Source organism: Bacillota bacterium (assembly GCA_009711825.1).
Taxonomy (GTDB): Bacteria; Bacillota; Proteinivoracia; order UBA4975; family VEMY01; genus VEMY01.
In genome coordinates this window covers 42,596-69,535 of the sequence record VEMY01000009.1, presented here as the reverse complement: position 1 = coordinate 69,535, position 26,940 = coordinate 42,596, and the positions used below count along the sequence as shown (strand labels likewise).

Sequence of the window (26,940 nt, the reverse complement as noted above, 5' to 3'; positions counted from 1 at the left end):
AGTAATCCGAATATAGATGTATACATACTAAGATATTCTACATTTTCCCAGAACATCCTTTCATTTCTGAGGCCCTATGCTAGAAACAGCCTAACAAGGCTACTATATTACAAATCCGCAACAGCAAGCAGGCACTCTTTACAAACTAACAAACGTTAGTTAATATGAGGATAAAACTATCGCTTATAATCCCACCAGGAAAGGGGTCCTGCCGTATCAAAATTCTTCTCTATGTCCTCATCACCCTTGTCATTGCTGGCATCTTCATCCGCCTTTTTTTCTATGGCCCTGCAATCAAGACGGCCTATTCACGCCTAGACAACCTGGAGCGTGAAGTGGTAGACACTCCACATGGCCCAATCGAATATGGTGTCCGTGGCTCCGGTGCTCCGGTCCTCTTGCTCCATGGAGCCGCCGGAGGCTTCGACCAGGGCCTGAACCTGGCCGCTGACCATGTCCCCGCTACCTTTCAGGCAATTGTCCCTTCTCGCTTCGGCTATCTGGGCACATCTTTACCGAAGGATGCAACCGTGGCAATGCAGGCAGATGCCTATATTGCCCTGCTGGATGAGCTTGGCCTGGAGCAGGTGGCAGTCATAGCATATTCTGCAGGCGGGGCCTCGGCCTTCCAGCTTGCTAATCGCTATCCAGAGCGAGTCTCTGCCCTAATCCTCATTTCTACCGCGCTCTCAGAGGGCGAAGAAATATCACTGCCGCCCCAGGCAGTGATGAGTTGGGTGGCCGGTTCTGACTTTATGTTCTGGCTAATGACCCACCCCTTCCGCCCGCTGGCCCAGAGAATGTTTATCCAGGCCAACTACGAATTGTCTGCGGAACAAGACGAACAGGCGGCGGAGATAATCGGCAGTCTGCTGCCAATGCGCCCACGCCGGGAAGGGTTTCTCTTTGACTTTTATGTCTCCAACACAGACACTGTTAAGAACAGCGAGGAGTATAAATTGGAGGAACTTACTGTCCCCACCCTGCTGATTAACGCCAAGGATGACCCGGCCGCCCAGTATGAGGCTGCAGTGGCAATGGAGCAACGAATACCAAATGCCCGCTTGGTGACGATTGAAAAAGGCGGTCACCTGATGTTTGGCAGCGAAGACCTTGTGCAAAGAGAAATTGATCGTTTTCTGCGTGAATATGTGGAATAGAGGAGTGGGCTTATGACAACAAGAACCCGGCGTGGCCAACAGACAAAGGAAGCGATATTTCAAGCCGCCCTGGAGCTCTTTTCCCAACGGGGCTATGATGCTGTCTCGATCCGGGAGATTGCCGGCGCCGTAGGCATCAAGGAGAGTTCCATCTATAATCACTATGCCAGCAAGGAAGAGATTCTGGAGCAGATTTTTCAATTCTTTGTCGCAAGAGTGCAGAGCGCCCGCCCTTCCCAGGCCGAGGCCCGGGAACTGCTGAGCTATCTATCCCCGGAAGAGTTTTTGAAGTATCTGGTGATGCAGGTGGGCAAACAATTGGGTGAAGACATGGACAAAGCAGCCCGGGTCATCTACGGCGAGAAATACCGCAATGCCCGGGCGAAGGAACTGTATATAGAAACTGTGTTTAGGGAACCAGCCGGCTATTATGTCCATGTCTTTGCGCTGATGGCTGAACTTGGCCTGATTAGACCTGTGGACTTCGAACTCTATGCTGAGCAATACAATTATGTACTGGCAGCCCTCACCGAGGAATATGCCTTGGCTGATGATGTGGCGCCGATCGTGAAAAAGATGCTGCGAAACGCTGACTTTTTTGCCCGCCTGTTGCAATCCGAGCAATGACGACCGCATTATTTCCTTTCCCGGGCTTTGTATGGAAGAGGGCTGTGAGGACTTGGTTCGGAGATTACTTTTTTGCGATCACCATTAGCTGGGTAGCAAAGGCATACCCGTTCTTCCTTATCCGGCTAGCGATGGAGTCAAACTCTGCCTTTAATCCTTGGTGTTCCTGAAACTGCTCCAGAAACTTATAGCAACTTTCCAACAAGGGTTCCACATCGTCAGAGGTCTTGGGCCACATATGTTCATACCAGGTCAGGGATTCCCATTCCAAGGACTTTACCATAGCTAAGATATCCTGTTTTCTGTAAGTCTCTTGGTGATACATCCCCCTAATCTCATCGATTTGGGCAAAGAAATGGTGTATATCCACATGGGACTGTTGCTGCAGCGTCTGGTTATCTTTAAACATCTCATTGATTATTACGTATCCCCCCTTGGGAACAAGGCCCTGCATAATTTCTAAGACCCTTTGGGGTTCCGGTAAGTGGTGCAGGGAATTGGACAAACAAACAGTGTTAAAACTCTCCTGCGGATAAGCCAAGTTGTATATGTCGGCAAACTCGAAGGAAATTTGCTCGTCTTTAAACTTTTCCCTTGCTGCCTGTAGAATTTGCTCATCTGTGTCGATACCAATTATCTCTGTATAATTAATATACTGTTTTATATAATGGTGGACAAAACCACCATCCCCTGTGCAAAGATCGAGAACCCTTCCACCTTCTATTGTTCTTAACTGCTCGTGAGGCATTTTATAACACTCCCTTTCTGAATCACAAGTTCTCTAAATAGGCCAACTACTCCTTCCTTGTAAAAACGTACCACTTCCCCTTTGCTCCTAAGTAACAAAGGGGCCCCCTGACGATTAAAACCTAAATCCTGTCGTATCTAAGGCCATAAACTGTACCCAAGGAACCTAGTTTGAGGACAGCGCCCGAGTTTGAGTTTGGCCTATTTATTTTACTGGCACATAGATATCCAGTTGGGAGTGCTTATCTTGTGGGCAGTAGCGCTGATCATACCACTCAAAATCATGCGCCTCTACCAGTTCGTACCCGGACTTCAGTAGCCAGGCGCCGTGTATATACTCATAGGTATGGCCCAGCAATTCTGGAGAGCCGGTATGGGTAAACACAGCGTAGGACTGGGCGGGAATATAAATCTTCCTCATACCTGTGGGCACCGGACTATCCTCTTCTACTTTCACAGCGGTCAAGTAAGTGAAGACACTACTCTCGGTGAAGGGAATAAGGATCTCACACACTCCCAGGGTAACACGATGATCTATACGCCCGGGGATATCGTTGGCCCGTTTTGCGAACTCACTCCACAGAGCGGGGATCTCTTGGTTGGTGTTCCTCCCCCTGTATTCCATACCTGTAACCGAAAAACCCGCCAGCTGGACAATCCTTGGCTCCAAGGTTATCTGCCCTGCCCGATGGGTCAAAACCTGGGGCGTGAGAACTTTTCGCTCCAGCAGGATATGGGCTTGGCCCTGCCGGCGATAAGCATGGGGAGTAGTGTTATAAACCCGCTTGAAAGCCCGGGTAAAGGCAGCCTGGGAGCCAAACTGATAATCCACAGCAATGTCCAGAATACGGCGTCTACCAGATAGTAGCTCTTGGGCCGCTGCACTAAGCTGACGCTTTCGGATGTAATCAGTTACGGTTTCTCCTACCAGCGCCCTAAATAGCCGGTGAAAATGGTAGGGAGACAACGCCACCTGCCGGGCCACAGCCTGAAAAGTAAGGGGCTCGGTAATATTCGCCTCGATAAAATCTATCGCTAATTGAACCCGGTTTAGGTATTCATTATCTGCCATACGTTAATCACCCCGTGTAAATTATAGCACGGGGTGATGTTTTATGCTTATGGTAGCCAGCTCACTGATCCCCAATCATATTCCTGGGCCAGGGCCTTGATTATAGCGCCAACAAGCGACTGATCCTGGGGCACACCGGGCTGGGAATTGGTCATCACCACAACCCCATTACCCAGCCAGGGCCAAGCTACAAATGCGCACTGGAACCCCTCCCCCCAGCCAAGATGATAAATATGCCGATCTTCTCCACTGCCACCGGAGAAGTTACCAAGACCAATACAATCCACATTATCAGGGATGATCATCGCCTTGGCGCTATCTGTGCTGAGGATTTTACCCCGGCCCTGCAGGGCATTATACAGCTCGTTAACAGCCAGGGCATATTCCTCCGCTGCACACCAGAGACCGGCCGAAGCTAGGAAAGGGTAAACTGGGAACTTGCCGGCAATGACACTGCCATGAGGGTTGTGGCCGGAGCTGGCATAGTGATGCCGCTCCCGGCTCAAGGGTTGCTCAAGGAAACTTGCCCCGAAGCCTAACGGCGCAAATACATACTCCTGGACTAGACTGGCCAGGGATTTTGCCGTTACATCCTCCAGCACCTGCTGCACCAAACAATAGCCGTTGTCTGAGTAGGCGAAGGTGCTGCCAGGCGGTCTTTCCACAGTCAGAGCCTTGGTGTTTACCGGGCTACTTCCTGCCAGGATTTCAGTAAGCGCAGGCACTTTTTGGCCGTCCTCTAGGGGCAGGAAACAATCCTCCCCATCAATGATGCCGCCCTGATGGCCAAGAAGCTGCCGCAAAGTCGGGCTGCTTGAGCCAAGTGGCAGCTGCCAACTCTTCAGAAGCCGGCTTACATCTTCGTCCAGATCTACTTTTCCTGCCTGGGCAAGGGCAACTGTTGTCAGAGCAGTGATGAATTTGGTCATGGAACAAGCATACAGAAGATGCTGCTCGGTCAGCGGGGCCTTGGTGCGGCTGTCAGCCTGGCCCCAGGCCTTTACCCACTGCATCCGGCCCCCAGAGAGCAAAGCAACACTCACCCCCGGGATATGGTGGTGATGCATCCGTTCATCCATAAACCACAGCGCCTCATCTGTTGATAACATTATATCTCCCCCCATTGATAAGCCTGCTTATATTATGACCCACAGGCTACCGGGAGGTTATACTTTTCTTGCTATATGAGCAGAATTTCATTATTGGTGTCTTGCTGCAGGGATTATTTCCCATCATTTCCCGGGCAGCCAAGCAAATTCTTTACGCTTTCTTCGCAGCATAAGCTGTATTGCATGATAGTTCTACGGGCGTCTTGTTCATCCGCAAGCTAGTTGCTACATGGCATTAGTACCACCATCTAAACACCCCCAACCGCTGTGGTTGGGGGTGTCTTCATCTACAATTTTGTTTTCTTTGGCCCCCTGCTAAACATCATGACAGCAATCGGGACAATTAACGAAAGCACCCAGAATGGCAAGATATAAAGCATGTAGACTACTACGCCCCAGAAGGCCGACTCGCCGATATGCTCCACGCCCACCGAGGTGTCAAAGAGCACAATTATCCCAAAGAGCAAGGCCGGTAGCGCCAACACATACAAGCTCCAGGGCAAGAGAAAACCCTTGGCCAACCGATAAATATTGCTTCCCTGATCCGTTTCCGCCTCCTGCTTGCGGTACACCTTATACCAGGCGGCGGCGATGGGGCCGAGGAACAAGAATTTGAGCAGCCAGATTAGTTTACGTTCCCCCCTCTGTTCCATGTCCCGATAGTAAGTAAGGAAGTAGAGCGCGCTAAACAACAGCACAGTTAAGAGCAGGGCAAGCAACAGAATTGTATCGGCTACACCTGCGGCGCCTTCAAAGGTCTGGAACCATTCCACATCCCCCTGAGGGTCTACCTTCAGCAAATAGCTGGTCGCCAGGCTGGTGCTGTGGTCTGTACCGACGAGAATATAGCCATCTCCCGGAAGTTCCCGGACTGCATAAATAAAGCTCAGCAGGGGTTCCTCGAAAGTTCGCGACCATTCCTCATTACCTCCGGCATCGGTCTTCACCAACCAACCGACGACATATGCGTCCTCAGTTGCATAAGAGCGGGTATCGCCCGAGATAATATATCCCCCATCTCGGGTTTGGCGGACATCGGTGAACACATCCCCTGCATTTCCGCCAAAGCTTTGGCCCCACTCTTCATTCCCCTGGGCGTCAGTCTTTACTAACCAGCCGGCAGAATAATCGTCGCCCAGAGACCACGAGCTGCCTGCCAGGACATAGCCGCCGTCTGCGGTAGCCTGCATGGAGAGGATATAGTCATTTTCGTCGCCGCCATAGCTTTGGTCCCACTCTTTATTGCCCCGGACATCGGTCTTGACTAACCACCCGTTGACACTATCCTTGGTCGCAGTTCCGGCCAGGATATAGCCGCCGTCGGGAGAGATATGCAGTGAGCTGGCGTAATCTCTTTCTGGGCCACCGTAGGTTTGGGACCACTCCTCTTCCCCCCCGGCGTCGGTCTTGATCAGCCAGGCATCAGTATTGCCGGTGCCCAAAGAATTGGTGCTACCAGCCAAAACATAGCCCCCGTCGGGGGTTTGTTGCACAGAGTAAGCATAGTCAGCTCCGTCGCCACCATAGGTCTGGAACCACTCCTTATCTCCCTGGGCGTCCACCTTGGCAAGCAGAACATCATTATTGCTTGCTTCAGAAAGCTGTGTAGTTCCCACCACGATGTAGCCGCCATCGTCCGCCTGTTGAACGTCACGGGCGATAGCGAGACCAAGGCCCGCAAAATTAAGGCGCCACTCCACATTGCCATCCGCATCAGTCTTAATAATTAGGGCCTCCCGCCCCTGATTGCGGTAGACAGTATCTCCGGCGAGGATATAGCCGCCGTCGTCAGTGAGCTGGACACTGTTGACAGTATCTGTGCTGCCTTCATAGCCCTTGCAGCCGACCATTGTAAATAGGAGCAACAGGGAAACAGTTACACCAAGAAATCGCTTCAGCATTGTCACCTCCACCGAGTATTCTTTTTACGCGAAGTTTCTGCACTATTATTACTATTCAACGTAGTTATCGCTAACCCTTTACTCAGATTGTTCTAGAGCTTTGGAGAGCTTGGCTTATGTAAAAATTTAATCCGTTAATTTTGTAGGCTTCCAAAATGTGTGCGAAAAGCCGGGCAGGATAAACACTATTTAGCTAGAATATTTACCCTAACATGTTCAGGAGGTGCAGGCAATGAGGATTACAGTTGCGGAAGCAATGCAGATGGAGGCCCTCAAAAACGCTACACTCGTGGCAGGCAAAAACGGCAGGCACCGGCTGATTAAGTCTGTTAATATTATGGAGGTCCCAGATATTAAGCGCTTTATCAAGCGAGACGAATTATTGGTGACCACCACCTACCCAATTAGAACTGATAAAGATGCCCAAGAAACCTTGATTCCCACATTGGTTAAGCATGGCGTGGCAGCCCTAGCAATTAAGCCTGTGTTCTATGATAACGCTGTTCCCAAACTTATGATTGAGCAGGCAAATGAAGCGGACTTTCCAATAATTTGCCTGCCTCGGGATGCGTCGTTTAATGATATCCTCAACCCTGTTCTCGGAGAAATCCTCAACAGGCAAACGCGGATTTTGCAACGAAACGAAGAAATTCATCAAAAATTTACCGACATAGTGCTTGGTGGAGGAAGCATCTGTGAAGTTGCCCATATGCTCGCAGTTATCCTCGAGACCCCGGTTTCTGTTCACTCCACCAGTTGGCGCCTGCTGGCCTTTGATGGCGGTGAACTTGCCGGTTACGACTGGGTTGAGTTAGCTTCTGACCTGGCGGGCCAACCTGATTACCTGCAACGTTTAGCTGCGAACAGGAGAGGCAGATTTAAAGTTGATAATCAGGGGAGCGCATTGGAGTTTTTGGCGCATCCGGTCACTGTTGCCCGAGAGGATTATGCGATTCTCGGAATCTGGCTCCAGCCGGGAGCAGAATGTGAGCTTAACGTTATAGAGCAGGCTGCAACCATTGTTGCCCTGGAAACAGCCAAGCTGCGGGCAGTTAATGAAGTTGAGCGGCGGTTTCGCAGCCATTTTATGGAGGAGCTTGTTTTTGGCAGGTTAGCGTCAAAAACAGAAGTGCTGTCCCGGGGGGAAAAGTATGGCTGGGACTTGTCTGGAGGCTTTGTCCCGCTACTGATAGAAATCGATGATTTTGACACCCTGATTCAGGGCACTCACCAGTCCGCCCGGATATTGGGAAACCTCAGGGGCCTGGTTAGTGAAGCGATCAAGTCTTATGCGCCCGGATCAATTGGGGTGGAGATGGGCACGCGCATGTTGGTGCTGACTAAACCCGCCAGTGATTCCCCGAAACAGCAGATAATGGACCTGATTTTAAAGATGCAACAGGGATTAAAAGACAATGTTACTATTTCTGCCGGGGTGGGCAGGCAAGCGGAAGATGTTATGGTCCTCAAGGGCAGTTACAAACAAGCCTCCCAGGCCCTGGAGCTTGGGAAAATGATTAAGGGTTCTGGCAGAATTACTTTCTTTGATGACCTGGGTGCCTATAGATTGCTTGCCTCCAATCGGAAAAACCCGGAGCTGGAGCGTTTTGCAACTGAATTGCTTGGTGAGCTGAGCTTACATGATGACCTAATTAAAACCCTGTCAGCCCTGCTGAGCCATAACGGCAATCTGCGGGAAGCATCCCGTTCAATGTATGTTCATTACAACACCCTGCGCTACCGGGTCAACAAGATACAGGAGATTACCGGTGAAGACTTGGGCACATCTGAAGGTCGGTTGAACTTACAATTAGCCTTGATGATTAAACAACTAAATCGTAAATAGAGAATAATAGTTACAAAATCTTGGGCACTAGTCGCCCTTTTTTTGTCTGTATGTGCCAAAAAAGCGGTTCTTTTTTTGGCACCGGGAGATATATCTTGTCAAGTTAAGTTTTTGTTACAATTTTAGCAACAGGTTTATTCTTGGGAAAGGAGTGTTGAATTTGGCGATGCATGTAGTTGTTCGAAAGAACACATACCAGGATTCGGTAAAGTTAATGCAGCTGACAGAGCAAGTAAAAAACTTGCCAGGTATTTCCCGCGCAGCAGCAATCATGGGTACAGAAAACAACAAAGCGACCCTGGTGCGAGGCGGATTCAACTTGGCAGATTTGGAAGCCGCCGGTCCAAACGACGTGCTTTTTCTGGTCGAGGCTGAAACTAAAGAGCAGGCGGATGCGGCTTTGGACCGCTACCAGGCCCTGTTGGACGAGCACGGCCAAACCGAAGGAGCTCAAGATGTCGGCCTCCGCTCGCTTGGCGAGGCAGAAAAGACTTTATCGGGGGCAAATCTGGCCCTGATTTCAGTGCCGGGTGAATATGCAGCCCTGGAAGCCTTTAAAGCCTTGCGCTCGGGCATGAATGTCCACATTTTTAGTGACAATGTGCCTGTTGAACAGGAGGTTCGGCTTAAAAAGCTTGGACAACGGTTAGGACTTTTGGTAATGGGACCGGACTGCGGAACATCGATCATCGGTGGCGTGCCAGTTTGTTTTGCCAACGAAGTAGCATCTGGAGCTATTGGGATTGTCGGGGCCTCCGGGACCGGGATCCAACAAGTAACAGTCTTGATTGATCGCCTTGGCTCAGGTATATCTCACGCAATCGGCACCGGTGGGCGCGACCTCTCCGATGAGGTAGGGGGGATTACTGTCGGCATGGGATTAGATTATCTAGAGTCTGATCCACAGACCAAGGTAATCGTTCTGGTTTCCAAGCCACCTGGCGCCAACACCGGGAAAATGATCGTCGAGCGAGTTAAATCCTGCACTAAACCGGTGGTCCTGGCCTTCTTGGGCGGTGACCCTGAGCTCGTTTCCGGCGCCAGCTATGCTGCAGCCAACCTTGAAGAGGCCGCGGCGATGGCCGTCGCTCTTGAGTCAGGAAAGGACGCAGTGCCTGAAATGAATGCGTTCAGCCGTGACAACATTTCGAAAATTTTAGCGGCGAGCGCCAAAAACCTTACAGGAAAAAGAAGATATATCCGCGGGCTCTACACCGGCGGCAGTTTGGCGGACGAAGCCCTGCTGATACTGGGCGAGAACCTGTCTCCCATATATTCCAATATTCATCATAACCCCGAGCTGAGAATCACTGACTTTCAAAATACATCTGGACATGTGCTATTAGATTTGGGTGATGACCAGTATACCCTTGGCCGGCCCCACCCCATGATTGATCCCAGTTTCCGGGCAGAGCAATTGTTGCAAGAATGGGCAGACCCCGAGGTGGCGGTAATTCTCTGCGATGTTGTCTTAGGCCACGGCTCCCATCCAAATCCTGCCGCGCCTCTTGCTGAAGCAGTTAAAAAGGCCCGGGAACAGTATGGTGAAAGTGTGACTGTTGTGGCATCAGTCTGTGGGACCGAGAAAGATCCCCAGGTGCTCTCTGCTCAAGAATCTTTGCTAACTGACGCTGGAGTGCTGGTGCTACCTTCCAACGCGTACGCTGCTCAAGTAGCTGGGAGAATAATTAGCGAAATATTGGAAAGGAGTGATTGAGATGTCTGACAAGCTTTTAGGGTCCAAGCCAAAGGTCGTCAACGTCGGTGTGGACAGCTTTGGGGAAACAGTGAAATCAGCCGGTTCAGACAGTGTTCAGGTGGATTGGCGCCCACCCGCCCAGGGAGACCAGGAATTAAATAGTATTCTGCTGGCCCTGGAGGACCACTACGAGGCGATTCAGGAGGCCAATGACAAAGCCCTGGAGAAAATACTAAACGCCCAGCCCGTCTGGATTGATGTGGGACCAGCACTGGATGTAATACCCGGGTTTACCCCGGACACAGTCCTCCATGCCGGCCCGCCGGTTAGCTGGGAGAATATGTGTGGCCCGATGAAGGGTGCGGTCATCGGTGCCCTGATTTTTGAGGGCCGGGCCAAGGACAAGGATGAAGCGATGGCCCTGGCGGCTTCCGGTGTGCTGAACTTTTCTCCCTGTCACCATTTCAATACCGTTGGCCCTATGTCCGGTGTAATTACCGCATCAATGCCTATTATGGTAGTTGAGAACCGCACCGATGGCAACCGGGCGTATAGCAATTTCAATAGCGAGAAAAACCGTAAGGCCTTAAGCTTCGGCGCCTTTGACTCTGACGTCCAGGATATCCTGGCCTGGCAGCGGGATGTAATGGGGCCGATGCTGGGCGAAGCAGTGCGCAAGAGCGGCGGCATCGATCTCAAAGCAATTACAGCCCGCGCTTTGCACATGGGTGATGAATGCCATAACAGGCATGTCGCCTCAACATCGCTGCTCCTGCGGGAGATTATGCCCTTCCTGACTAGGCTGGAGAGACCAGGCGAACATTTGGCCCAGTTGGCAGACTACATGCAGCATAATGACTGGTTTTTCCTCAACTTTTCTATGGCCGCTTGCAAAGCAACCCTAGACGCGGGCCATGGAATCCCAATGAGCACCATCGTCACTGCGATGGCGCGGAATGGGGTGGAAGCAGGTGTCCGGGTCAGTGGATTGGGTGACCAATGGTTTACCGCACCAGCCCCGCCCGTTCGAGGGATAATGTTCCCACCATTTACCAAGGAAGATGCCAACCCAGACATAGGAGACAGCACCATCACCGAGACATGCGGCATCGGCGCCTTCGCAATGGCAGCGGCGCCAGCAATGGTCAAGTTGGTTGGCGGTAAGCTCTCAGAAGCAATTGGCTTTACAAAGTCCATGGCGGAAATAACTCATGCTGAAAATAAGGCGTACACCATCCCTGCCCTGGACTTTATCGGCGCCCCCACCGGTATAGATATCCGCAAGGTTGTGGAAACGGGCATTCACCCGAAAATCAATACCGGCATCGCCCATCGCGAACCGGGCCATGGTATTGTCGGGGCCGGAATTACGGAAATCCCCTTGGAATGCTTTGTCACAGCCCTGAAGGCATTACACAGTTCGGTTTAGGCTTTTCTATTTGACGACGGCCACCAGCGCCGGGCTTGATCACCCCGGCTGACTCAGTGGCTGGTATGGTGTCAAATATTAAAAGTAATACAAAATTATAGGAATAAGGAGGCAAATCGCTGTGAAAGAACAGACGTATTTCTCCTGGTGGACACGAGGTGACTGGAACGGATTTTTCGGCCTGTTCACCAACATTATCACCAACCTGATGGTTATGTCCGGATTATTACTCTTTGCCGTAGGCATTCCCGCAAACATCGTATTTGGACGGGTAATGCCTGCAGTCGGTGTCGCACTAATCATTGGTAACGTGTACTATGGATTTGCTGCCCGTAGACTGGCCCACAAGGAAAAACGTGATGATGTTACCGCTCTGCCCTATGGCCCGACTGTTGGCCACATGTTTATCGTTTCCTTCCTCATAATTGGTCCTGTTTTCTGGAGCACCGGGAATCCGGTTCTGGCCTGGCAGGTGGGTATTGCCTGGTGTGTAATTGAAGCATTCATTGAGATTTTTGGTTTCGCAATTGGTCCTTTTGTCCGCAAACACACACCTCGCGCTGCCATGCTTGGTGTTGTAGCCGGGTTATCTTTGACCCTGATTGCAATGCGGCCAGCCTTTGAAACTTGGGAAGTTCCCTACATCGCCTTTGTCAGTCTCGGCCTTGTGCTTCTGGGCTGGCTGGCCAACAAAAAACTGCCGGGGAACATCCCCCACGGTCTGGCAATTATCATCATCGGTACTGCCATCGGCTGGATCACCGGGTATATGCGTCCGGAACCCCTGGTGGAATCAGTATCCAACATGTCTGTATCACTGCCCTGGTTCCGGTTCGGGGACGTAATTGAAGGGTTCAAGGGGATTACTCCCTACCTGGCGGTAGCACTGCCACTGGGTATTGGCAACGCAGTCTCCACATTGAACAACATCGAAAGCGCCGCTGCCGCCGGCGATGAGTATGACACCAGAGAATGTATGATTGTTGATGGTGTAGGAACATTGATCGGCGCCATGCTGGGTAGTCCGTTCACAACCACTGTCTACATTGGTCATGCAGGCTGGAAGAACATCGGTGCCCGGGCCGGTTACTCGGTTGCCACCGGTATCGCTTCGCTGCTAATCTGTGTCTTGGGTGTAGTGCCAATCCTGCTTAATGTGGTTCCGCTGGTGGCGGTCTTGCCAATCCTGCTTTACATTGGCTTGGTAATGGGCGCCCAGGCCTTCCAGGCAACACCCAAACAGCACGCGCCGGTCGTTATTTTGGCAATTATCCCCTGGGTTGCGATGTGGGGCATCAACCTGGTAGATAACGCCTTAAATGCTGCTGGGACCAACGCCTATGAAGTTGGCATTGGCGCCCTAGAGAACGCCAGCGTCCTCTATAACGGAATGAATATCCTCAGCAACGGCGCAATTATCACCAGTATGGTCATTGCATCAGTTGCCGCTTACGTGATCGACCATAAGTTTAAGCACGCAGCAATCTATGCCTTGGCTGGCGCAGTGTTCTCCTTTTTCGGTTTTGTCCATGCCGACGCGATTGGTGTCGGTGCCGCTGTCGATCAGGCAATTGGCTACGCCTTCCTGTCTGTACTGTTCTTCGGACTATATTATTTATCGGCCAAAGAACGGAAAGATTTAGGCGGAGAGAGCAAAATCGCCGGCTAGTCAAACAATGGTATAATTTAAGCGGCTGATAACATTCAGCCGCTTAAATATTTCTATTCAAAGGAGTGAAACCCGTTGAAATCCGCTGTCGAAGCCTTATGGGTGGCCACCGATTTAGAACTCACGAAAACCAAAGAGCTTTTCCCGGTTTCCAGACACCAGACAGTAATTAATCTGCGCATTGGAGACACACCGGATTTGGTGATGATTTCGTCGCCACAGATCTACAAAGGTCCATCAGCTATGGGACTCTCCCACGAAGATTTTACTACAATATATAACTATTTTGATGATAACCAATCCTGCCGTGTTGGACAGGGATGTATAGAATTTAACAATGTGAACTCTTCGATAAAGATGTATTTTGAAACAACGCCAGCAATCGACTTTGGCATACCGAACGGTCTAAAAACAGATCCGACGATTCTCAGCGACAGCACAAACTCTTTAAAAAACTTACTGGTTTCCATGCCCCGCTCCGCCAGCTCTGCCCTGGCCGGCGCAAGCACAAACTGTCCTTTTGAGCAGGAATTGCTTCTTCACTTTCCCTGCCTGGTCAAAGCATTGGTGCATTGCGATGTTGGTTTATTCCAACGAACCTGTTTGCGTCTTGCAGGCCTGGGCGTGGGCGCCACCCCAACAGCGGACGACATGATACATGGAGCTTTGATAACCCGGACTTATCTCGGGGCAACCGGCATTCTGGACCCAATCTACCACGAACTACCTTGCGGCCTTGACGTCAAAACTACCACCCTCGGGTTTCACATGTTGCACATGGGACAGAAGGGACTCGCCGCCGAACCAGTAAGAGATTTGCTGATAAACATCTTTGAAGGAAAGGATTTGGCCGAGTCAGCTGCCCAGGTAGCTGGCATTGGAGCAACCAGTGGTTACGACATAATGATTGGCATATACAGTATGCTAGAAGCGGTAATCTGAACCATCGGACTAAAGTTGCCTAAGATTTTAGCTAACTTAATTGACGTTAGCCAAGAACTGTGGGACAATAGTCTTAATATTAAGATAAGAGGTGGCGAAGATGATTGTCACTACCACAGACTTGCAAAACAGCTTCGGCAAATACCTTCAGCTCTGCCAGACTGAGGAGATCATCATCACAAAGAACGGCAAACCACTGGCTAAACTGCTACCCTACACCGAGAACAAAACTCTGGGACGCTGGACGGTCAGTGAAGGCTCCCCCAGGTACAACCCAAAAGGTATCCGGGTATCTTACGAAGAGTATCTGAAGATGACGGAGGAAAGTGAAAACCGCTATGAATACATCGACGGAGAGATTGTCCTCCTGGCTTCCCCTCTATACCCCCACCAGAAAGCAGTCCGTGAAATATTTGGTGAATTTATTGTCTGGTTCAGGGGTAAAGATTGTGAGCCCCTGGCTGCACCCTTCGATGTCGTACTCCATCGTCTCGGCGATTCTGAAAAGGTTAACTCGGTCCAGCCCGATATAATTGTCATTTGTGACCGGGACAAAATTGATGAAAAAGGCAAGTACCGGGGAACCCCTTCCCTGGTGGTGGAAGTGCTCTCCGAATCCACAAGAAGCAAAGATATGGTGCAGAAGCTGGACCTATACATGGAAAGCGGTGTTCAAGAATACTGGGTAGTTAACACGGACAGCGCCGAGATTTACATCTACGTGCTTACAAACGAACGGATAGATAAGATCCTGGCATTCAAAGGCGATGAGGCCGCAAGCTCGGTGATATTTCCAGGGTTAAAGGTAAGCTTAAGCCAGGTTTTTGCTTAGATTTAATTAGATAGCTAGAAAGCCAGCCCGGGTGGGCTGGCTTTCGTCCTGCTGAGTATTGGATTATTGCCCCAGGATATGCCGGTAATAGTCTGTCTCCAGTATCCTGGCCGAGTAATGGAACTTTGAGCGCACCAGCATCGTCATTCTCTCCAAATAACCTTCATCTACCTCCACCCCCGGGTTTGGGATGAACTCGCCGGTCCAGGAGTTGTATCTCCCCTTGTCGGTGATGAAGCTACCATCGACAAACATCACCAGCGGGTCGTCGTCTGAGAAGATGTCTTGGCCCATTAGCAGCCGTGAGTCGTAGTCCAGGCCCAGCAGGTTGGAGATGGTGGGGATGATGTCCAGGCTGGATGCGGGCTTGTCTATTGTCTCCGACTCCATCCCCTGGGTGTAGATGATCAAGGGGCTCCTGTGGATCTCAAAATGTTGTTCCACCGGGTGGCCGGACAGCTCCTCCATCGCCTCCGGACTGAGGGCATAAGGATAGTGGTCGGAGCTGAGGACAATCAGGGTTTCGTCAGCGACGCCTTTTGCCTCTAGCTGATCCAACAGGTATTCCAGGGCCTTGTCCAGCTCAATCTGGGTGGCCAGATAGGCCTGGGCCTCGGTAGAATAGGGCAGGTCCTCCACCAGGTGCTGATTTTTGATCGCCATATCGTTGCGAAGGAAATTATACTGATGGTGACCGCTCACCGTCATGTAATAGGCATGGAAGGGTTGGTGGTCAATGTATTCGTGGATTGTCTCCTCCATCATCTCCAGGTCCGACTCGGGCCAGGCAGGAGTGATGTCCAGCCCCATGCCGACGGCCTTGAACTCATAGCCCAAGTTGGGATGGGAGATGTGGCGCCGGTAGAAGTCATAGTCATGGTTGTGGTAGGCCATAGTCTTGTAGCCAAGTTTTTGCAGTTGGTTGCCCATGGTGAAGGGCAGGTAGTTATCGGCAGACATCAGCATGCTCCAGACGCCACTACGGGGGATTAAGCCCTGGGTGGCCACGTACTCGCCGTCGGAGGTGCTTACGCCCCAGTACGGGTTGTAGAATTTGGTGAACTTGAAACCCTCGTTTACCAGCTTGTACAGGGTGGGCGTCACGTCTTCGTGGACTGCGTAGGACGCCAGACTCTCAGCCGTGATGAAGACCAGATTATAACCTTCGAACATGCCGGTGTATTCATTCTTTTCGGTGGCCGGCACCAGGGAAAAGTATTCGTGCAGCTCCTTATACTCCTCCTCGGTTTCGGTTTCTAAGAGCTCCTGAAAGTCCAAGTCGAGGACATTATACTTTTTGGGATCGGGTTGGGGATCGGTATCGGGGAAGGCATCCACCGGCACATCTATCTGCGGCGTCCAGCCCATGACTGCCCGCTGTAAGTCCAGGCGGATTGTCGTCAACAGTCCGAAGTTATGGACCGCAGCAACCGGATAACTGGATTGGTAGTAGACATCATAAGCGGAGTTGATGCCTCTGTCACCCAGGTTGACTGTGGTTAAGCCCAAGACCTGGCTGACAACGAGCAGTAAAATGACAAGCATACGCAGCTTCCAAGACGCTGCCGAGACCAAAGGCAGTCGCTTCCTGAAGATTAGCAGGAGTACAGGCGGCACAAAGAGCATCAGCACCCAATGGGTGTTGCGGACAACAACCATGAAGGTCTCGAACCAGAATTCGATAATCTGGGAGGCATTACCGGCCGAGTAGACGGAGTAAAAGGTCTTGAAGACCTGGAAATATATCAGCTGGGATGCAAAAACAAAGGCGTTAATTAATAACAGGACGGGAAGAATAATTTTGTTTCGCTGGCCGGTGGCCAGGGTGCAAATCAGGAAAAACACCAGCGCATATGGTATAGTGAATAGTAAGCGGTAGGCAGTCCCGGCAAAATAATAATCGCCGGTGGTAGCCAATCTTAAAACAGCTTCATTATATATAAGGATTAAGAGGAGCCCGAGTGCTAGATAAAAATAGTGGCGATACTTTGACATCTTTCCGCCCCCTTTACCAAGAAGAGTGTTGCTTACGAGTATAACAAAAATGTCCGGAACAAGAAAGGATAAGCGCTCCTTTTTTGCCCGTGACTGTTGCCAAAAATATTGAGTACAGATAAGATATGCCCTAAGGAGGATGCGTCATATGGAGATGAAATTATACAATACCCTCAGTCGTTCCAAGGAGGTCTTTAAGCCCCTTGTTCCGGGGAAAGCGGGCATGTATGTCTGCGGTCCCACGGTCTACGATTATGCCCATATCGGAAATATGCGCTCGTATGTCTTTGCCGACCTATTGCGCCGGGTTCTGGAATATAATGGCCTGGAAGTAACCCATGTCATGAACATAACCGATGTGGGGCACCTGCAGTCTGACGCCGATGAGGGCGAGGACAAAATGGTGGAAAGCGCCCGGGAAAAGAAGAAAACTCCCTGGGAGCTGGCCGAGTATTACACAGGGAATTTTATGCAGCAGAGCGAGTATTTAAACATCAAGCGGCCGACCATCATCTGCAAGGCCACCGACCATATTCAGGAGATGATCGAGCTTACCCAGGGCCTGCTGGAAAAGGGCTTTGCCTACCGAATTGAAGGTGACGGGATATATTTCGATGTCCAGAAACAGGAGCAGTACGGCAAGCTCTCGGGCAACCGCCTGGAGGAGCTCCAGGCCGGCGCCCGGATTGAAGTAAACGATAAGAAGCGGCACCCGGCGGACTTCGCCCTCTGGAAGGATGCGCCGCCCACCCATATTATGCAGTGGCCCAGCCCTTGGGGGCCGGGATATCCGGGCTGGCATATCGAGTGCTCGGCCATGGCGATGAAGTATTTGGGTAAACAAATTGACATCCATACCGGCGGCATCGATCACATTCCCATTCACCATGAGAACGAGATTGCCCAGACCGAGTCCTATACCGGCAAGCAGTGGGTCAACTACTGGCTTCATGGCGAGTTTCTCCAGGTAGACGGCGGCAAGATGTCCAAGAGCTTAAACAATTTCTATACAATCACCGACGTGGTGAAAAGAAATTATGACCCGCTGGCCTTCCGTTACCTCTGCCTGAACGCCCACTACCGCACGCCGCTGAACTTTACCTGGGATATCCTCGAATCAGCCCAGGTCTCGCTGAAGCGGTTGCGGCAAGGGTTCCAGAAGCTGCCGGAAGATAATGCTGCCCCCAACCAGCAGCTGCTGGATAAGTTTAACGCCGCGATAAATGATGATCTCAACGTGCCCTTGGCCCTCTCCTACGCCTGGGAAGCGGTTAAATCCGGCGAGCCGGGCAGCAGGGCCCTTATCGCCCGCTTCGATGAAATCTTAGGCCTGAAGCTGGACCAGGAAGTTGCCCAGGAGCAAGCAGAGCTACCGGCAGAGCTGGCGGCCATGCTGGAAGAGCGGAACCAGGCCCGGGCCAACAAAGACTGGGCCAAATCCGATGAGCTCAGGGACCAGTTGGCAGAGCGGGGTGTCGTGGTCAAGGACACCAAGGAAGGTACCGTCTGGGAGTATAAGCCCGGTCACTAAATAATATTCCCCCATTGCAGTAGCAAGGTCATGCTATCGCTGCCTTGGGGGATTTATGTTTAAAGGATTGACGAGGAAACGTGATAGAACACAATGTGAAACACCAAAAAGAAGATTTAATTGCTAACCTCTACAGGGGCACTTCTAACAGCAGAAGTGTAAGCAGCCTCTATAACAGCTTGAGACATTCTCGCCTCATGGAAATCAGGGGCTTCCTTTCTTAGAATCTCTCCTGCAGTGAAGCTGTTAAATGTGTTCGCCATGCTAGCGAAGTGTGCGTCAGCCAACCAGCCTAGGGACAGCTTTTTGGGAGGATATATTGTTGACAGGTATTCCCCCCAATCGGAATAAACAGGGTTAGCGACTAGTTCTTCTTTTCCAATTTTATGCCTGAACACGCGAAGCGAACGAGGCTGCCGGATTTCGAAAAGTGCGCTACCCAGACTTCCGTAAACCTCAAACGTCGTGCGCTCTTCCGCAAGCGCGGCAACCCGGGAAACGTTCAATATTCCCCTAGCACCATTCCTTAACCTCATATTGACATATGCCCAGTCCTCAACGTCCACTGTTCCACGAGAGCCATCTGCCAAAGGACGCTCCTTGACAACAGTCCCTAGTGTAGTAGATACTGTCTTTATTTCTCCGAGACAGAAGCGAATTGAATCGGCAAGGTGCACTCCTAAATCTAGCAGTGGTCCTCCCCCAGACTCCTTTGCATTCAACTTCCAGCCTAAAGCTCTTTCTTCGCTTAAATAGCTGGAATGCAGAGCATCAAATCGAAAGTTAAAGATCTCACCTAATTGTCCATCTTGCACAAGATCACGCAATGCAACCATCGCTGGCATGAACCTGTACATAAAAGCAACCTGATTCAACACTGGACCCCAGCAACCTAACGCGTCAGTAATCTGTTTGGCTTCATTAAGGTTTAATCCTAATGGCTTTTCCAGGTATACTGCTTTACCTTTTTGAATCGCTGTACAAGCCTGTTGCCTGTGTGCGCTATTCGGACTGCATATATCAACAATATCAATTTTTTTATCTTCAACAATCGCTTCTATATTGGATACATGCTTTGACTGCAACCATCTGTTCTTGAGCTTTCCTGGTTTATAGATTTTTTTAATTGAAGGAACATAACTTACGTTATCAAGTATATAGGGCATTGCTTCAATGGCAAGAGCATGAACTTTTGCAATATTCCCAAAACCTAACATTCCTATTCTAAGAGTTTTCAAATATTTTCACCTTCCTCAATAATAATAACGGAGCCTGTTTCAGACCCCGTTAAGCTATATTAAGATTTTCGGCCATAATCGTCATCCAACCGAATTATATCATCTATCTCTGGAGTGGAGACTTCAATGATTCTCATATCTTCCAAAGCCTCTTCACGGTGGATCTCATACGGACGATGCTCCAGGATATCCCCGGCCTTAATTATCCGTTCCTCCACCTCACCTCCGGGGCGTTGAAACGTATAGATGGCGGAGCCCTTATCAATATAAAGACTCTCAACTTTTTGCTCATGATACTGCAGACTAACCCGGGCACCTTTCTTGATATTGAGGATTCTTAACACGTAAAATTCATTATGCGCAATCCATTCCTCAGTACCCCACGGTTTTTCTACAATTTTTCTTCCTATTTTCACTAAGAGCCCCCCGTATCTGACTTGTTCATCCTAACCATCTTCTCAACCAATGTTTTTTCTGACATTGCCATCATCAACAAATCCATAGCATGAATCAGAAGCAAGTGAAACGGAATTGTCTCACCCGCAGCCTGAGGTTGCAAAAGTTTTAAAAACTGTATTTGATGAGCATCATGTATGTGCTTCTCTGCTTCTTCTAATAACTGTGCGCCTCGTTGTGGGTTTCCATCAGCAAAACAATCTGCAGCCTCCAAGACCTTTGACCTGCCTTCGCCGGCGTTAGCAATCATCTCCATGCACACGGCTTCGAGTTCCTGAAGATTCATAAGTTAGCTCCTTTCACTTACGGGCCAAGATAACAATTTTGCGATGTTTTCACCCATTATTAATTGTCTTGTTCTTTGGTCTGAAGTTGCTTTCCGGACCAACTCCATCGACAATTCGAACCGACCCCAAGATGCATCGGTACCCATTAAAATCTTCTCAGGGTCCAAGTGCTCGATAGCCTGTTTCAACGTATCTAGCCTAATGCCAGCAGTATCAACATAGACATTGTCATAACGCTTGGCAACCTGTATAGCACTTTCCACAGCGTCCGGTTCGCCGATATGGGCAAGAATTAGCGGAACTTTCGGGAAACTGGCCGCCATCTCCGCAAATTTCCCAGGCATCGTAAACAAATCCGAACCCCCATGACATAGGACAGGTACATGGTATTTTTCGCAAATCGCAAATAACGGATCGACAATTTGATGCCTGTCTAATGCGTAGCCATGTCGGATAGGATTCAACTTAAGTCCTTTAAGATTAAGGGTTCCTAGGCAACGTTCTAACTCACTTTCAGCCTCCCAATCCCAAGGATTAACTACCGCAAACCCAATGATGCGGTCAGAGTAATTAGCTTGAGCTTCCGCCACATAATCATTATTAATTGCCTCTGGATGAGTAGTGACCACGCAGGCATCAACCCCTGCGTTTTCAAGCCACTTAAGCAACTCTTCGATGGGAAAATGCTCCCCTTTTCGTGTACCAAGATGGTTATGAGAATCAATAATCATAGTTCATCACCTTTTCACCCAACAGTTTTCTCAAATTGTGGCAAGTAATTCTTTCTCTGACTTCTGGCTCAGCAATCACCAGTTGAATTTTCTCCAGTTCGATTGCGAAATCACCATATGGTTTATCTGTCCCCATAACAATCTTCTCAGGCCCTACTTCCTTATACAAAGATTCGACTCTATTTGCGAACATCGCCGAAGTCTCAATATATACATTTGGCCTGCGCTTAGCCACACCTATTGCAGACCGCGTTTCATACATTTGGCCGCCGTGGGCGAGAATGAAATTAACTGAGGGAAACGTCTGAGCCATTTCCTCGAACATATTGGGACTACTCAATACATTGGCACCGCCATATGCAAGAACTGGTATAGAATATCTCTCACACAATGAAAAAATTGGATCCAATATGGTGTGATTGTCAAAGGCATAGCCATGTCTCACAGGGTGTAATTTTAAGCCTTTTAGACCCAAGTCTTCTACGCAACGCTTTAATACTAACTCAGCGTCTTGGCTCCAAGGGTTAACCTGAGCGAACCCCACTAGTCTATCAGAAAACCTCTTAACACTTTCAGCAACATAATCGTTATCAATTTGTTCAGGAAAACTAAAAACCACAGCCCTGTCTATATTAGCGGCATCCATTTCTCCTATTAGCTTTTCTACAGGATACTCAAGACCTTTGCGAAATCCGATATGATTATGAGCATCAAATATCATTAACTTTCAGCCCCCATTAACCAACCCATGATGGTATTACAAGGTATAATCTGCAGCATAGGCGCCCAATCTTCCTGTACTTTAGGGTGCTTGATAACCATGAGCGATTCTGTAGACTGAACTGAAGCAGATGTAATCAACACAACTTTTCCACCCTTGTCAATGATGTGGTTCCTCATTTTTTCCTCTATAGAGTCTTTTTTCCCATCAGAGTCAAAAATAAAGGCGGTGTAGCCGGGGGAAACGGAAAGATCCCAGCCATGGGAAAAATCAGAGATTTCTACTGCTGTGGCGGTTACACAGGGCCCTTCACGGAATATAAGGGCTGCTTGGCGTGCCGAACTCATAGCAGCACCGCTAGCTAAAAAATCATAACTGGTTGTCCCATTAAGAAAATCACCTAATGCAGGTGTATCATCAGTGAATCTTGCCAAGTAGTCGGATACCCAATCGGCAATCTCCTCAAATAATTTAGTGTGCTGAGCTTTCACTCCACCGGTTAGATGTAGTGCTAACATTTGGAGCACCACCAAAGTGCACAAGTAACTTTTACTGGAAATGTGTGCTTCATAACCAGAGTGCATAAAGAGTGAAATATCAACTCGAGCGGCAACTGGGCTGGTTGGTTGATTAACAATCCCAACTACTGTAGTTCTCGCCTTAGCTTTTTCAATCAATTCAACAACTTCCGGAGATGCCCCAGATTGAGACACAACCACCAGTAGTGTATCCTCAGACAACAACTCAAATTGATGGTGACATAACTCGTAGGCATTAGAAACAATTGCCGGAATTCCCTGTGAGGTCAAATACCCGGCGACAGAATAAGGTGCATAATAAGAACTGCCCATTCCGGCAAATATTATACGGTTATACCGATCGGACTGAAATAACAACTTTATTTTATCAAGAGCTTCCTGATTATTTATATTCTCAGAATTATATTGCTTAATACACTCACGCATGACCTCACCCTGAGTAAGCATCTCCTGAACAAATGGATTCATGTCAAACACCTCTTGATGTAATTATTTTTTTAACTCTTTTAAGGCCTGTTCAAGAATTTCTTCGCCTTTAATTAGCCCATACTCACGCATACCGATTTGAACAACTGGTACCCCTTCGCAATATGTTTCAATTTCACTTTTCTGGTTCCGCACCTGGGGTGCTAGCAGAATCAGGTCCACATCACTATAATCCAGCTCCTTGTAATGTACAACCGGATGAGAAGGCAGTTCAATCTCCAACCCCCGGGGCTCCGATGCACTGAGAATGCTCTTAACAATCATACTTGAGGACATACCCATCGCGCAGAGCAAAACCATTTTAATCTTCATCTGCTTCACCCTTTCAATAATTGTTTATTTATAAGCGGGCAGAGTTTCTGCCCGCTTGTCTATCCCTAAGCGCTCTCCTGCTCTTCAGCTATACACCGCTGTTCCCAAATTTTTGCAAACGGGAACCATATCAATCCAACAACCACAAAGAGAATCAACTGCGCAACTACAGCCCGCCAGTCACCACCAGTCGCCAAGTAAGGCTGAATAAGGGGCGGCGTCGTCCAGGGCACTTGAATAAACGGAGCAGTGACCCAACCAATCTTTGTAATAATGTACCCATACATCATACCCAGTGTAGTGGTGCCAAAGACAAAGGGTAGGAACATCAATGGATTCAAGATTATTGGTGCGCCGAAGTTAATTGGCTCATTGATATTGAAGATTCCTGGTGCAAGTGACACGCGGGAAATTTCCCGCAACTTTACAGAACGTGAACGCCACCAAATTAAAATCAGGGGCAAGGTAATGCCAACTCCAGATGGCATCCCATACGTAAATACAAACGGCTCAGTAAAAATATGGGGTAGTGGCATACCAGCTTGGTGAGCCGCAGCATTAGCGGCAATATTAGAAAACAGAAAAGCGTACATCGCGCCTTGTACGGTCAAGGAGCCACCGTGAATCCCGACAAACCACAACATTGTGAGGAGAAGTGATGTAACAAGAACTGCATACCATGTATCAGCAAGAATCAATAATGGACTTACAATGAAACTAATAGCTTCTGCAAGGTCGAAATTCAATACTACTCTGAGTAACCAGAAGAAGACAAATAGAACAAGCAACGGGATTAAAGATGAAAAACTAGCAGAAATATTGTCTGGAACCCCAGCAGGCATTCTAATCATTAGTTTCCTGTCGCGCATAAAACGCATCACTTCTACAACAATTATACCGACAAGGAAGGCCGCAAACATCCCTGTTGCGCCAAAATGTTGTGTAGATAACGTTCCTGTTTCTAAATCTATTGGCGCGACCGTGATTAAATAACAAGCTGCAGAAATAATACTAACCGAGGTAACTTCAAGTTTATATCCCCGGGCAAGTTCAGCTGCAACACTAATCGAAAGATATAAACTGAGGAATCCAAAGGACATGGAGAATAAAGTCATCAAAGCGGCTTCATATGGTGCCATGGCATTAGCCCAAGACTCCACTGGCAAGTTAGCAAGAATCAGTGGGATCGAACCGATAATTAGAAGCGGAATTATCCTGATTAGACCGCCCCGCAACGCCAGTACATGCCTTTGATTACCTAGACGCAACAACGGTGGCGACAGTTTTGTTTCCACCCAATTGCCAACTGTCCCCATGGTACGTTCAAATCCTGTTGCAGGTTTCAACAATTACACACCCTTTCGTTAATTTACCATTAAAAATTACCGACAATACATTAGACTGTCACGACGGAAACACCAGCCTGCTCCATAGACCTGATTATATCCTTTGATGCCTCCTTTCCTGTCACTAAGGTAGATACCTGACTAGCAGGGCATACCGACATCATAAATTTCTGGCCGATTTTTGTGTGGTCGGCCACTACAACAACTTTATTTGCTCGGCTTACTAGCGCCCGTTTCATTTCTCCATCATCAATATCGGGAACTGTTATTCCAGTCTCACAATCTACTCCTTCAGTCCCCAGAAACACATAGTCAAATCGCATTCTAGATATAAACTCGATTGCCGCGGGACCAAGAAATCCCATAGATTTAGCGCGGAAAAGACCGGGAACCATGATTAGCTTCACTTTAGGTGATTGCGCAAAAGTGTTCGCTGCTAATAATGAATTAGTAAGTACAGTTATATTGGAAGAATGGATCAGCTGCACAGCTACTTCCTGGGGGGTGGTGCCACAATCGATAAACACAGCACTGCCTTCAGCAACAAGCTTGGCGGCAGCTTGTCCAATTCTCTTCTTTTCTTCAACCATATGACCTTGCTTAATAGCATAATTAGCTTCTATCGTAGCACCGTAATTAAGAACTGCACCGCCATGAGTTAGTGATACCAGCCCTTGTTTAGCAAATTGGTTTAGATCCCTGCGAATTGTCATTGTAGAAACACCAAGTTCTTCTGCTAAGACACCTATCTCGACAGTTTCCTTCTCCTTCAAATAATCGAGGATATAGAGACGTCGTGCTGTCGGATTCATAATATCAACCTCCGCACCAAACAGTTTGTTGTCATTAAATTAGTTAACTTTTGTTACATCTGTATTATACGCGTATTAAACTAGCTGGTCAAGCAAAAAGTAACAATTTACGTGTTAAATTGAGTTAATGTGCTCACATGACAGGAATGTATTAGGTACTTTGTAATATTTTTTCGTGCGGATCAGCCAGAAGGCTCTTTCAGACACGCAAAAAAGATAATCCCATGGCACCAAGTAAAGGACTGTCTGGGAGTATAAGCCCGGCAATTAGTGAGCAAGCACATCCCGTTGTGGGTGTGTTTTTTTCTACCGATAATGAACGTGAAAAGACAGAATTTATTGATTATGATCACCACATATGCTAAAATTGCACTGCACAAAATCACTACTGCAAGGGAATTTCGTTTTGAGGAGGTGGATGACTACCTTGGGAAGTAAAGAAGATAACCATTTCAAGCCGACGGTGGCAATACCTCCTGGGGAATCAATCAGAGAAGACATGAAGTATCTCTACATAAATCAAGCTGAATTAGCCAGACGCTTAGGAATAACAACCAGGTATCTAAGTAAGATCATAGATGGCCGTGCCCCCATAACTTACGAAACCGCCCTGAAACTAGAGAAGGTACTCGGCCCCAGTGCTCAATTCTGGTTGAACCTCGAGACTAATTATCAGTTAGATAAAGCCCGTTTGACATAGTGAATGGCTAACTCCTCCTACTAAAACAGCGCCTGAGCATATTGCCCGGGCGCTGTTTTTTTAGAGTAAACAACCTTAATTAAACATCTCCAAGTATGTGCATGAGGTCATAGAAGTCGTTGAACTCGGTAAAGGGCAGGCCATGCTCCCGACAGTAGTCGGCGAGCCAGTCTTTGGCATACACCTCATCGGCATGCAACGCTCCGCAGCGGTCGGTGAACCCGTCGCCAATAAAGATCACCCGGTCATACTGCTCTTTGTAATGCTTGACATGGCTGGCCTTGCAATTGCCACAAGGACCGTAATCCTTATCGCAGTTGGGTGCTTGGTGGTAGAATTGTTTCTTGATGCCTTCCGGGGTAAATTCAAGCCGGTTGGCATAAATAGCCGCAGGCGTAATCCCCTCCCGGTCAAGGACAATCCGAATCGGGTTCATATAACCGCCGCTGACAACCGCCAGCGGTATGTTATTGCTCTCTGCCTGCCGGAAGAATTCGGGGAAGCCGGGGGCAATTTCTACCGCCTGGCGAATAAACTCCGTGTATTCATGCTCTGAGAGCTTAACACCGGTGAAGCCCCCGCCCATTGATTCCCGAATGGGAATCTTGCCGGAATGAACCTTTTCATACATGGCCTTGCTGGGGGGAGTGCCGTAATGCCGACTGACAATAACATTGGAATCCTGCTGGGTGATTGTGCCGTCAAAATCGATGAGTATTATCGTGTGCTTCATTATGCCCTCCTGTGAATATT

General features: G+C 48.9%; 25 protein-coding genes. 10 read left to right on the top strand and 15 right to left on the bottom strand.

Annotated elements, in window-relative coordinates:
* The first annotated feature begins 164 nt into the window (after positions 1 to 164).
* A complete protein-coding gene (locus FH749_04310; GenBank protein ID MTI94701.1) occupies positions 165 to 1,160 on the top strand; it encodes an alpha/beta hydrolase in 996 nt (331 codons plus the stop codon).
* A gap of 12 nt (positions 1,161 to 1,172) precedes the next feature.
* A complete protein-coding gene (locus FH749_04305; GenBank protein MTI94700.1) occupies positions 1,173 to 1,787 on the top strand; it encodes a TetR/AcrR family transcriptional regulator in 615 nt (204 codons plus the stop codon).
* 64 nt (positions 1,788 to 1,851) lie between these two features.
* On the opposite strand, the gene FH749_04300 is transcribed toward FH749_04305, so the two are convergent.
* From FH749_04300 to FH749_04285, 4 genes are all read right to left on the bottom strand, one after another.
* Positions 1,852 to 2,535, bottom strand: a complete 684-nt coding sequence (locus tag FH749_04300) for a class I SAM-dependent methyltransferase (protein ID MTI94699.1) — start codon at positions 2,533 to 2,535, stop codon at positions 1,852 to 1,854.
* Between the two features lie 204 nt (positions 2,536 to 2,739).
* Positions 2,740 to 3,606, bottom strand: coding sequence for an AraC family transcriptional regulator (locus FH749_04295; GenBank protein ID MTI94698.1), 867 nt, complete (start codon positions 3,604 to 3,606; stop codon positions 2,740 to 2,742).
* A 47-nt stretch (positions 3,607 to 3,653) separates the two neighbouring features.
* Positions 3,654 to 4,730: a beta-lactamase family protein gene (locus FH749_04290; protein MTI94697.1), complete on the bottom strand. Its 1,077-nt coding sequence runs from the start codon at positions 4,728 to 4,730 to the stop codon at positions 3,654 to 3,656.
* A 272-nt stretch (positions 4,731 to 5,002) separates the two neighbouring features.
* A complete protein-coding gene (locus FH749_04285; protein MTI94696.1) occupies positions 5,003 to 6,616 on the bottom strand; it encodes a hypothetical protein in 1,614 nt (537 codons plus the stop codon).
* Between the two features lie 232 nt (positions 6,617 to 6,848).
* On the opposite strand from FH749_04285, the gene FH749_04280 reads away from it, so the two are divergent.
* The 6 genes from FH749_04280 (at position 6,849) to FH749_04255 (ending at position 15,033) form a co-directional block, all read left to right on the top strand.
* Positions 6,849 to 8,462 (top strand): hypothetical protein, encoded by a 1,614-nt coding sequence (locus tag FH749_04280; protein MTI94695.1) that lies wholly within the window; start codon positions 6,849 to 6,851, stop codon positions 8,460 to 8,462.
* Between the two features lie 160 nt (positions 8,463 to 8,622).
* Positions 8,623 to 10,179 carry an acyl-CoA synthetase FdrA gene (gene fdrA / locus FH749_04275; GenBank protein MTI94694.1) on the top strand — a complete coding sequence of 519 codons (1,557 nt, stop codon included), beginning with the start codon at positions 8,623 to 8,625 and terminating at the stop codon, positions 10,177 to 10,179.
* On the top strand, positions 10,175 to 11,590 hold the full coding sequence (locus tag FH749_04270) for a DUF1116 domain-containing protein (protein MTI94693.1): 1,416 nt from the start codon (positions 10,175 to 10,177) through the stop codon (positions 11,588 to 11,590). The genes fdrA and FH749_04270 overlap by 5 nt, the downstream gene beginning before the upstream one ends.
* Positions 11,591 to 11,711: 121 nt before the next feature.
* Positions 11,712 to 13,259 carry a hypothetical protein gene (locus FH749_04265; protein MTI94692.1) on the top strand — a complete coding sequence of 516 codons (1,548 nt, stop codon included), beginning with the start codon at positions 11,712 to 11,714 and terminating at the stop codon, positions 13,257 to 13,259.
* Positions 13,260 to 13,334: 75 nt separating this feature from the next.
* Positions 13,335 to 14,201, top strand: a complete 867-nt coding sequence (locus tag FH749_04260; protein MTI94691.1) for a DUF2877 domain-containing protein — start codon at positions 13,335 to 13,337, stop codon at positions 14,199 to 14,201.
* A gap of 100 nt (positions 14,202 to 14,301) precedes the next feature.
* Positions 14,302 to 15,033 carry a type II toxin-antitoxin system Phd/YefM family antitoxin gene (locus FH749_04255; protein ID MTI94690.1) on the top strand — a complete coding sequence of 244 codons (732 nt, stop codon included), beginning with the start codon at positions 14,302 to 14,304 and terminating at the stop codon, positions 15,031 to 15,033.
* 63 nt (positions 15,034 to 15,096) lie between these two features.
* Here the strand turns inward: FH749_04255 and FH749_04250 are convergent, their stop codons facing one another.
* On the bottom strand, positions 15,097 to 17,028 hold the full coding sequence (locus tag FH749_04250; protein ID MTI94689.1) for an LTA synthase family protein: 1,932 nt from the start codon (positions 17,026 to 17,028) through the stop codon (positions 15,097 to 15,099).
* Between the two features lie 154 nt (positions 17,029 to 17,182).
* On the opposite strand from FH749_04250, the gene FH749_04245 reads away from it, so the two are divergent.
* A complete protein-coding gene (locus FH749_04245; protein MTI94688.1) occupies positions 17,183 to 18,559 on the top strand; it encodes a cysteine--tRNA ligase in 1,377 nt (458 codons plus the stop codon).
* 116 nt (positions 18,560 to 18,675) lie between these two features.
* On the opposite strand, the gene FH749_04240 is transcribed toward FH749_04245, so the two are convergent.
* The 9 genes from FH749_04240 to FH749_04200 form a co-directional block, all read right to left on the bottom strand.
* Entirely contained in the window at positions 18,676 to 19,797 is a 1,122-nt protein-coding gene (locus FH749_04240) for a Gfo/Idh/MocA family oxidoreductase (protein MTI94687.1), read from the bottom strand.
* Positions 19,798 to 19,856: 59 nt separating this feature from the next.
* Positions 19,857 to 20,213, bottom strand: coding sequence for a cupin (locus FH749_04235; GenBank protein ID MTI94686.1), 357 nt, complete (start codon positions 20,211 to 20,213; stop codon positions 19,857 to 19,859).
* Complete coding sequence (locus FH749_04230; protein ID MTI94685.1) at positions 20,213 to 20,539, bottom strand: PTS lactose/cellobiose transporter subunit IIA; 327 nt, start codon at positions 20,537 to 20,539, stop codon at positions 20,213 to 20,215. The genes FH749_04235 and FH749_04230 overlap by 1 nt, the downstream gene beginning before the upstream one ends.
* A 3-nt stretch (positions 20,540 to 20,542) precedes the next feature.
* Positions 20,543 to 21,271: an amidohydrolase gene (locus tag FH749_04225; protein ID MTI94684.1), complete on the bottom strand. Its 729-nt coding sequence runs from the start codon at positions 21,269 to 21,271 to the stop codon at positions 20,543 to 20,545.
* A complete protein-coding gene (locus FH749_04220) occupies positions 21,261 to 21,992 on the bottom strand; it encodes an amidohydrolase (GenBank protein ID MTI94683.1) in 732 nt (243 codons plus the stop codon). The genes FH749_04225 and FH749_04220 overlap by 11 nt, the downstream gene beginning before the upstream one ends.
* Positions 21,992 to 22,999 (bottom strand): SIS domain-containing protein, encoded by a 1,008-nt coding sequence (locus tag FH749_04215; GenBank protein ID MTI94682.1) that lies wholly within the window; start codon positions 22,997 to 22,999, stop codon positions 21,992 to 21,994. Before FH749_04215 ends, FH749_04220 begins: the two co-directional genes overlap by 1 nt.
* Positions 23,000 to 23,020: 21 nt before the next feature.
* Positions 23,021 to 23,329 (bottom strand): hypothetical protein, encoded by a 309-nt coding sequence (locus tag FH749_04210; protein MTI94681.1) that lies wholly within the window; start codon positions 23,327 to 23,329, stop codon positions 23,021 to 23,023.
* Between the two features lie 65 nt (positions 23,330 to 23,394).
* Positions 23,395 to 24,645, bottom strand: coding sequence for a PTS sugar transporter subunit IIC (locus tag FH749_04205; protein MTI94680.1), 1,251 nt, complete (start codon positions 24,643 to 24,645; stop codon positions 23,395 to 23,397).
* Positions 24,646 to 24,725: 80 nt separating this feature from the next.
* A complete protein-coding gene (locus FH749_04200) occupies positions 24,726 to 25,487 on the bottom strand; it encodes a DeoR/GlpR transcriptional regulator (protein ID MTI94679.1) in 762 nt (253 codons plus the stop codon).
* Between the two features lie 358 nt (positions 25,488 to 25,845).
* Here FH749_04200 and FH749_04195 point away from each other — a divergent pair, with 358 nt between their 5' ends.
* Positions 25,846 to 26,187 carry a HigA family addiction module antidote protein gene (locus FH749_04195; protein ID MTI94678.1) on the top strand — a complete coding sequence of 114 codons (342 nt, stop codon included), beginning with the start codon at positions 25,846 to 25,848 and terminating at the stop codon, positions 26,185 to 26,187.
* A gap of 79 nt (positions 26,188 to 26,266) precedes the next feature.
* Here FH749_04195 and FH749_04190 read toward each other — a convergent pair whose 3' ends face one another.
* Entirely contained in the window at positions 26,267 to 26,920 is a 654-nt protein-coding gene (locus FH749_04190; GenBank protein MTI94677.1) for an HAD-IB family phosphatase, read from the bottom strand.
* Between the last annotated feature and the right edge of the window lie 20 nt (positions 26,921 to 26,940).